The sequence below is a fragment of the uncultured Ligilactobacillus sp. genome, from assembly GCF_948826705.1.
Taxonomy (GTDB): domain Bacteria; phylum Bacillota; class Bacilli; order Lactobacillales; family Lactobacillaceae; genus Ligilactobacillus.
Genome location: NZ_CAQLEL010000148.1, coordinates 1 through 5,668, shown reverse-complemented (window position 1 = coordinate 5,668; position 5,668 = coordinate 1). Strand labels below are relative to the sequence as shown.

Sequence of the window (5,668 nt, the reverse complement as noted above, 5' to 3'; positions counted from 1 at the left end):
CATTACCCTCTTGTTAGGATATGGGAATACTAGCGTTGATGGTAGTAAATAAAATTAGGAAAGGAAAAGCTATATTTCTTTCTCAAATGTAATCATTTGATATATTTGATTACGTTTGTTCACGTTTTATATAGCAGGAATTATCATGAGTTCACAAACACTCTTACTTGCACAACACGCTACACTTGAGACCAATCGCTTATTTTTGCGCCCACCTTGTTTAAACGATGCTGCTGAAATGTTTAAATACGCAAGTGACCCACAAGTTACCAAGTGGCTAAGCTTTCCGACACATCAAACACTACATGACAGTAAAGAGGCGCTCGCCACGCATTTTATGGCTGATCCTTTGGGAAAATGGGGCATCGTCTATCGTCCTACAGATACGTTTATCGGAACGATCAGCTTGATGAACTTCACTGCTCATAGCGCTGAACTTGGTTATGTGATCGACCGCGATTTTTGGGGCCAAGGGATCGTTTGTGAAGCGGCTAATGCCTTGTTGGACTTGGCATTTAACGAGCTTGATCTAGCCCAAGTCCACGCAGTCCATGCAACTGCTAATAAACAAAGTGAACGTGTCCTTGAAAAACTCAAAATGCAACCAGTCGGGATCTTCCCTAACTATATCCCCCGCAATGATATACCAACAGATGTTAAGCTCTGGGTCCTTACCAAAGAAAAATACCTTGCAAAATAGAAATACTAGCCTAAGTATCTCTATTTTTATAAATTTATGTTAACCGGTTGACACACAGAGTTCTCACATGGTATAACTAAGATATCAAGAAAGCGCTAACAACAAACTGTCAACCGGTTGACACACAGAGGATATGGAGGAAAAATATTATGGAATTACGACACAAACTGCGCGAATTAAAAAATCCATCGTACCTACAAAGTTCAACTACGATGCTTTTATTCTTTGCCTCATGGGGCATCTGGTGGAGTTTTTTCCAACTGTGGTTGACTTCTGAGCAAAACGGGCTTGGTCTATCTGGCAGTGAAGTAGGGACGATCTTTTCGATCAACTCAGTCGCAAGTCTCGTTTTAATGTTTATCTACGGTACCATTCAGGATAAATTATTCATCAAACGGCATTTATTGATCTTTAACGCTATTTTAGCAACTTTGATCGCTCCTTTTTTCATCTTTGTTTATGCACCTTTGCTTCAAAGTCATTTTATCTTAGGTGTTTGGATCGGAGCGATATTTTTATCGGCAGCTTATCTTTCGGCAGTCGGTGTCTTAGAAGCAACAACTGAGCGTTTTTCGCGCGTTTTTGGCTTTGCTTACGGGCAATCGCGCGCTTGGGGCTCATTTGGCTATGCGATCTCAGCTTTAGTCGCAGGATTTATCTTTGTCAAAGATCCACGCCTAAACTTCATCGGAGGCTCGATCATCGGTCTTTTCTTACTACTAGATCTAGTATTTTGGCGCCCTAAAGAAGAACGTGATGCACTAAAAGCGATCTCTGAATTAAAGACTAAAGATTCGACGCCAAAGCTTAAAGATATGCTCGGACTATTAAAAATCCCCGTGCTATGGCAGATAATTTTCTTCGTTATGTTTTCATGGACTTTCTACAATGTCTTTGATCAACAGATGTTCCCTGAATTTTACACAAGTCTCTTTTCTTCAAACGCTGTGGGCCAACAGACATACGGGACATTGAATAGTATCCAAGTCTTTGTTGAAGCTTTGATGCTAGGGCTAGTACCGATCCTCATGAAAAAGATCGGTGTCAGAAAGACTTTGCTCTTAGGAACTGCGATCATGTGCTTACGGATCGGCTTATGTGGTTTTATCACCGATCCGATCGCGATCTCATGTGTCAAAATGCTCCACTCGCTTGAAGTGCCACTCTTTGTTCTTTCGATCTTTCGTTATTTCACACTGCATTTTGACACTAAACTATCCGCAACACTTTATATGATCGGCTTTCAGATCGCAGCTCAAGTCGGACAAGTTATCTTATCGACGCCACTTGGGATCTTACGCGATAATATGGGCTACAGCATGACTTTTAAGATCATTGCCTTTATCGTCTTGATCACAGGTATCTATGGTTTCTTTATCATTAAAAAAGATAATGAGTTCGTCAACGGCCAACCTCTAGAAAAATAAACAAAGGAGAACAATTTATGAAACAAATGATCAAATTAAACAACGACCGCTATCGCTTAGGTTATCACGTCAGCGCACCAGCAGGCTGGATCAATGACCCCAATGGCTTTTGTTACTATAAGGGATACTACCACATCTTTTATCAATATCACCCTTATTCAGCTGATTGGGGGCCGATGCATTGGGGCCATGCTTACAGTAAAGACTTGATCCACTGGGAAAGTTTACCGATCGCCCTTGCACCAGATACAAAAGCCGATGAAGATGGTTGCTTTTCTGGTAGTGCGATCGTCAAAGATGATGTCTTATATTTAATCTACACTGGTCATCACTACTATGGCGATGGCGATCCAGACCATTTTTGGCAAAATCAAAATCTCGCTTATAGTACTGATGGGATCAATTTTACTAAATATGAAAATAACCCGATCATTAAAACACCACCGACTGATAATACACACCATTTTCGTGATCCAAAGATCTGGCAAAAAGATGGCTCTTACTACATGATCTTAGGTAGTCAGGGGAAAGATGGCTTAGGACGCGTGATCACATATCGTTCGAGCGATCTTAAAAAATGGCAATACCTCGGTGAGATCACCAAAGCTGATGGTTTGAGCACTGAAGGATATATGTGGGAATGTCCTGATTTCTTTAAACTAGCTGATAAGGATATCTTGTTGCTCTCACCTCAAGGGATCAAGGCAGATGGACAAAAGTATCGCAATTTATTCCAAACTGGTTATTTTGTCGGTAACTACGACTATGATACCAATACCTTTGAACACGGTAGCTTTACAGAACTCGATCATGGGCATGATTTTTATGCGACCCAAACGACTCTAGCTCCTGATGGACGTCGCTTAGTCTTTGGTTGGATGGATATGTGGGAAAGTGATTTTCCTGAAAAGGCTGATGGCTGGGCTGGAGCATTGACGTTACCACGTGAATTAGTCTTAAAAGATGAGAAACTTTACATGCGTCCGATCAAAGAATTGTCTAAATTACGGACCAAAAAGCTAGCAACTTTAGATGCACCAAAAACTAAAAAAGTATTGCTCTGCGAAGATGAAACACAAGTCGAATTAGATCTACGTTTTGAACAGATCACCGAACTTGAATTTAAGCTCACTGACCAAAATGAACACTCACATGTGAGCCTTTATTTTGATAAAGCAAAAAATATGTTCACACTTCACAATGGCGATGAACGCTATGCAACAATCACACCAAGCTCTGATCTTAGGCTTCAAGTCTTTATCGATACCAGTTCACTTGAGATCTTTATCAATGATGGTGAAGCTGTCTTTACTGAGCGTTTCTACTTTGAAAAACCTAAAGCCTGGCTTACATCTTCAGCTGTCAAAGGTAATATCTATCGCTTAGATAATAAAGCGATCACTTTCAAATGATCTTGATATCTCTTGGGAATGATCCAAGAGATATTTTTTTGGAATTTTGTTAGAATAAAAATGTTCGATATAGTATTTGACTACCATCACACTTATCAAAAGCTAAATGTGGGACAAGATGGTAATGATAACTAAATCCAAGAAAGGAAGAGCTATATTTTATCCACATTTGATATAGCGATCATCATGCTTTGCGTCCAAAACTAGAAGATGTGGCTAAGTTAGCCAATGTATCTAAGACGACTGTCTCACGTGTACTCAATAATCGCGGTTATTTGAGTCAAGAAACGATCGAGCGAGTTTATCGTGCAATGAGGGAATTAAATTATCAGCCCAATGCAGTCGCACGCCAATTATATAAAAAGCAGACCCAGATCATCGGCTTACTTTTTCCAACGATCGCTAATCCTTTTTTTGGTGAGCTAAGTGCTGAACTTGAAAAAGGTCTCTATAAAGAAGGTTTCAAGGTCTTGATCGGTAATTCGATGAACGATCCTAAAAAAGAAGCACATTATCTGGATCAATTATTGACAAAACAAGTTGATGGTCTGATCGTCGGGACACATAATCAAGGTATCAAAGAATATAACTATGAAAAATTACCCGTTGTTGCGATCGACCGCAACATGAATCAGGATATCCCTGTGATCGAATCTGATAACTATAATGGTGGTGTGTTAGCTACGACACATTTGATCGAACGTGGTGCTAAAAAGATCATTCACACTAATGGACCGGTAGAACTGGATTCTCCCACTAAGCGCCGTCGCTTAGCCTATGAAGATACGATGAAAGAGGCTGGCTTAGTTCCACTCACCATAACTGTTGATTTCAATATCCCATATAGTGAAAAAAAACAGATCTTTACTCAAATGTTTCACGATCACCCTGATGTCGAGGCTATTTTTGCCTCAAATGATGTTGATGCAGCTCTGATCATGCAGATCGCATTAGAACAAGGAAGAAAAGTACCTGATGATCTGTTGATCGTTGGTTACGATGGAACACAGATCATCAGAAATATCTTGCCTGATCTTACTACGATCGTCCAACCGATCGAAGCCATTGCTCAAACATCGATCCAAGTTCTCAAACAACGTCTAAATAACAAAGAAACAAAAACTGAGTACGTTTTACCTGTAACTTTGCATAAGGGAAAAACTGGTTGAGAAAATAGGCTGTGACATAAGTAGTTTTTTGTATTATATATATTAATAAAAACTACCGCTAAAGAATTACTATTCGTTGTTATTTACCACTACAAAGTCTTAAAAACTAGTATTTTCAGGATAAAGAAAGACATCTTCAAAATTCCAGCGTTTGGAATTTGAAGATGTCTTTTTACTCATGTCACAGCCTATTTTCTTGATCTATAAATTATTTTTGATCTTTTGAATGCTTTTTATTAAATAACTCTGCTCCTAACACTCCAGCTATCAAAGTGAGTAAGGTCCCTACGAACAATACTTTCTTTTCATCGTTTTCACCAGTTTGTGGTAAAGACTCTTTGGTCGAATGTACATTGTTATCGACATTATTTTTAGCTGTTTTTTGTTTAGATCCAGGCTTATTTAATTGCATTGTTTTAGTACCATTCACCCGTGCATCAACTTTTACAGTCACACTAACTTCATCTTGTGAAGCGTCTGGATAAGTCACCATTAACGTCTCTTGATGCTCACCCATCGTTGATACATTCAATGGCGTCTTCCAAGCGTACTTTGTTTCCTTTGGCAATTCTGACTTATTAGCTACACCACTTTCTGCTTGTGGCATTTGGTCTTGGGCAGTTGTCACTTTTTGACCTTGCGGAGTGTATTTTTCAGCATCTGTTGGTGTCTTTTCTGGTGCTTTCGTGACTACCACTTTTACTGGTACTTCTTCTTGACTTCCATCTGGATAGGTCACCACTACTGTGCCTTGCTTTTCTCCTGGGGTAGATACATTCAATGGTGTCTTCCAAGCGTACTTTGTTTCCTTTGGCAATTCTGACTTATTGGATACACCACTTTCTGCTTGTGGCACTTGGTCTTGAACTGTTGTCACTTCTTGACCCCGTGGAGTGTATTTTTCGGCATCTGTTGGTGTCTTTTCTGGTGCTTTCGTGACTACCACTTTTACTGGTACTT

5 protein-coding genes are annotated in these 5,668 nt (G+C 39.7%); 4 read left to right on the top strand and 1 reads right to left on the bottom strand.

The features are described from left to right. Positions 1-145 precede the first annotated feature (145 nt). The 4 genes from Q9Q35_RS11115 (at position 146) to Q9Q35_RS11100 (ending at position 4,708) form a co-directional block, all read left to right on the top strand. Positions 146-700 carry a GNAT family N-acetyltransferase gene (locus tag Q9Q35_RS11115; protein ID WP_304653424.1) on the top strand — a complete coding sequence of 185 codons (555 nt, stop codon included), beginning with the start codon at positions 146-148 and terminating at the stop codon, positions 698-700. A 149-nt stretch (positions 701-849) separates the two neighbouring features. Further along, positions 850-2,127: an MFS transporter gene (locus Q9Q35_RS11110; RefSeq protein ID WP_304653423.1), complete on the top strand. Its 1,278-nt coding sequence runs from the start codon at positions 850-852 to the stop codon at positions 2,125-2,127. Positions 2,128-2,144: 17 nt separating this feature from the next. After that, positions 2,145-3,539, top strand: coding sequence for a glycoside hydrolase family 32 protein (locus Q9Q35_RS11105; protein ID WP_304653422.1), 1,395 nt, complete (start codon positions 2,145-2,147; stop codon positions 3,537-3,539). A 191-nt stretch (positions 3,540-3,730) separates the two neighbouring features. Further along, complete coding sequence (locus Q9Q35_RS11100; RefSeq protein ID WP_304653421.1) at positions 3,731-4,708, top strand: LacI family DNA-binding transcriptional regulator; 978 nt, start codon at positions 3,731-3,733, stop codon at positions 4,706-4,708. A 208-nt stretch (positions 4,709-4,916) separates the two neighbouring features. Here Q9Q35_RS11100 and Q9Q35_RS11095 read toward each other — a convergent pair. Next, on the bottom strand, positions 4,917-5,668 hold a 752-nt coding region (locus tag Q9Q35_RS11095), incomplete at its 5' end, for a Rib/alpha-like domain-containing protein (RefSeq protein ID WP_304653420.1).

Excerpts from the sequence above, each read along its gene's own strand:
- Q9Q35_RS11110 (WP_304653423.1), top strand. The coding sequence starts at position 850 with ATGGAATTACGACACAAACTGCGCGAATTAAAAAATCCATCGTACCTA.
- Q9Q35_RS11105 (WP_304653422.1), top strand. The coding sequence starts at position 2,145 with ATGAAACAAATGATCAAATTAAACAACGACCGCTATCGCTTAGGTTAT.
- Q9Q35_RS11115 (WP_304653424.1), top strand. The coding sequence starts at position 146 with ATGAGTTCACAAACACTCTTACTTGCACAACACGCTACACTTGAGACC.